The 3,043-nt window shown below is 29.9% G+C and carries 2 protein-coding genes; both read left to right on the forward strand.

The window, feature by feature from the left end; translation table 11 throughout:
• Window positions 1-174 precede the first annotated feature (174 nt).
• Complete coding sequence (locus ES677_RS14950; protein ID WP_148381690.1) at window positions 175-588, forward strand: hypothetical protein; 414 nt, start codon at window positions 175-177, stop codon at window positions 586-588.
• 255 nt (window positions 589-843) lie between these two features.
• Window positions 844-2,907 carry a DUF262 domain-containing protein gene (locus tag ES677_RS14955; RefSeq protein ID WP_148381691.1) on the forward strand — a complete coding sequence of 688 codons (2,064 nt, stop codon included), beginning with the start codon at window positions 844-846 and terminating at the stop codon, window positions 2,905-2,907.
• Window positions 2,908-3,043: the final 136 nt, after the last annotated feature.

The following is a 3,043-nucleotide window of genomic DNA, read 5'->3' on the forward strand; positions in this document are numbered from 1 at the left end:
GCAAACAACAAAACATATAAATCATAGCTGTTAATAGGTCATTAGAAAGTTTTTAACTATTTTTAGAGAATACAAAAATAACAAAACTTAGAACTGGATTGAAGCTACGATTCATATCCAGATCGTTGGCAACAATTTTAAAAAAAACGTTAAACAACATAAATCCTAAAAAAAATGAAATTAAAAAGAAAATATTTTATTATTCTTATCTCAACTATTGGACTTGGATTATTTTTCAGCTGCAATAAAAATGACGATGATAAGGAAGAGGAATGTATAGTAAATAAAACTGAATATGTTATTTCTGTAAACTCACCTGCTACAGGAACAGTTAATCAAAGTATTACTATTGAAGTGAATTTCGGAGTTAGCAATGGTTGTGGTGGATTTGGAAAATTTATTGAATCCGAAAATGGAAACACTCGAATTATTGAAGTTGAGGCTAAATATGTTGGTTGTATTTGTACTCAAGATGCTCCAATAAGAACAACAAACTATGAATTTATCACAAATACTGCTGGAGATTATGAATTGAAATTTAAATCAAGTCCAACTGAATTTATTACTGTGAACTTAACAATTAACTGATAAAAAAACTGTTGCCAACAACGTATATAAAAAATAGCGCGAGTCGTTGCTAACACAAAGGTTCGGGCATTTTTGGAAAGTCGTCAAATTTTTAAATTTGACAAATTCACAAAAATAAAATAATTGATAAAATTTAAAAATTCGGCTTGTGTTTCATCCGAAAATTATCGCTTATTTTTAGCGCTACTTTTCATATACAAGACCGTTGGGCGTCATTAAAAAAAACCGAACTAAACGAGAAACATAACTGAATAAATGAAAGCAAACGAAACAAAAGTTGAGGACTTTTTATCTTCAAACAAAACACAATTTGTAATACCAGTTTATCAAAGAAATTATGATTGGTCAACAAGTCAATGTAAACAGCTTTTAGACGATATTCTCGAAGTCGGAACAACTAAAAAAACAAACGCTCATTTTATTGGTAGCGTTGTTTATGTTCACGATGATGTTTACACTTCCTCGAGAATAAAGGAATTAACGATAATTGACGGACAACAACGTTTGACTACTTTAACATTGATTTATCTAACTCTTTATCGTTTGGCAATTGAAATGAAAGACAAAGGGCTTGAAGCGGAAATAAGTGAAACCTATTTGACAAATAAATTTGCTCCAGAAGAAGAAAAATTAAAGCTACGTCCTACAGAAAATAATGATAAAGCTATAAAGTATTTATTGAGAAGTGACTCAACGGAAGAATTTAATGATTTTTCAAAAGTCATTGATAATTTCAATTACTTCAAAAGCAGAATTACTCAAGAAAATATCGAATATGTTTTAAAAGGTCTTTCAAAACTTATGTTCGTTGAGATTTCTCTTGACAGAGAAAAAGACGACCCACAACGAATTTTTGAGAGTTTAAATTCAACAGGTTTGGAGCTATCTCAAGCGGATTTAATACGTAACTATATTTTGATGGGCCTTAATCGGAAAAGCCAAAATAAGATTTACAGTAATTATTGGGAGATAATTGAAAAATTAGCAAAAGACGAAAGTTTAAATACAAGTAAAGTGTCGGATTTTATTAGAGATTATTTGACTTTGGCAAACAATAAAATACCTAATAAAAGTAAAGTATATTTAGAGTTTAAAACTAAATTTCCGACCAGTGATTTAGAACAATTAGAAAGCAATCTATTACCTATAAAATCACTTGTTAAGTATTATAATAAACTATTAAATCCAAAGAATGAGCCTGACAGAACAATTAGAACTCAACTTGAATATATAAACCGTCTTGAAATAAACGTAGCCTTTCCATTTTTAATGAAAGTCTATGAAGATTATTCAGAAAGTATAATTGATAAAGAGACATTTATTAAAGTTTTAGATTTTATCCAATCATTTGCTTGGAGAAGATTTATTCTTGGTTTACCAACCAATGCTTTGAATAAGATATTTATGACGCTTTATGAAAAAATAGATAAAGAAGATTATTTAATTTCTCTTCAAAAATGGCTTTTAAAAAGACCAGGTTCTCAACGTTTTCCAAAAAACAATGAGTTAATAGAAAGTTTAAAACTTAAAGACGTTTATAATATAAAATCAAAAAACAGAACTTACCTTTTAGAGCGTCTAGAAAATTTCGAGAATAAAGAAACTGTAAAAATAGAAGGTAATACCGACATAACTATTGAGCATATATTCCCACAAAATCCAGACCCAAAATGGAAAATTGATTTAGGTACTGATGAATATAATTTCATAAAAGAAACTTACTTAAACACCATAGGTAATCTTACATTGTCTGGAAATAACGGGAAATTAGGAAATAAAATTTTCACGTATAAGAGAGATTTAGAAAAAGCAGGATATAAAGACAGTCGCTTATGGTTAAACAAATATTTATCTATTGCAGAAAAATGGGATAAAGCAGAAATCGAAAGACGTTTTGACTTATTAGCTGAACGTTTTCTTAAAATTTGGGAATATCCAGCAATTGCATTAGATGATAGAGACGAAAATAATGAAGTAAACATTTTTGAAGCAGAAGACCCAAAACATAAGAAATTAGAATATGCTATTTTCTTTGACCAAAAAATAGAGGTTACTCAAGTAGCAAAATTATATGTGGAAGTTTTTAAGCAATTATTTGACTTACAACCTGAAACATTTTTCACAACAGATTTGGCTGAAAAAATAACTTTAACCAAAAGTCCGAAAGAAGGAAACCCAAGACAAGCAGTACAAATTAACGATACTTATTTCATAGAGGGAAATATAGATAATATTGGAAAATTTGAGAAGATAAAACACGCATTGACAATTTTCGATTCCGAAGATGAATTGACAATAAAATATGCGGAAAAAGAATAACGAACGCCCAATCGAGTAGACGGCTGACAATCGAATGATTGCCAGTGCGCCTCTCACACCACCGTACGTACGGGTCTCGTATACGGCGGTTCAACGTTCATCTCAACAATTGCTCTTTACACCAATTGAAGCTACC

This window comes from Bizionia gelidisalsuginis (genome assembly GCF_008086185.1).
Classification (GTDB): domain Bacteria; phylum Bacteroidota; class Bacteroidia; order Flavobacteriales; family Flavobacteriaceae; genus Bizionia; species Bizionia saleffrena.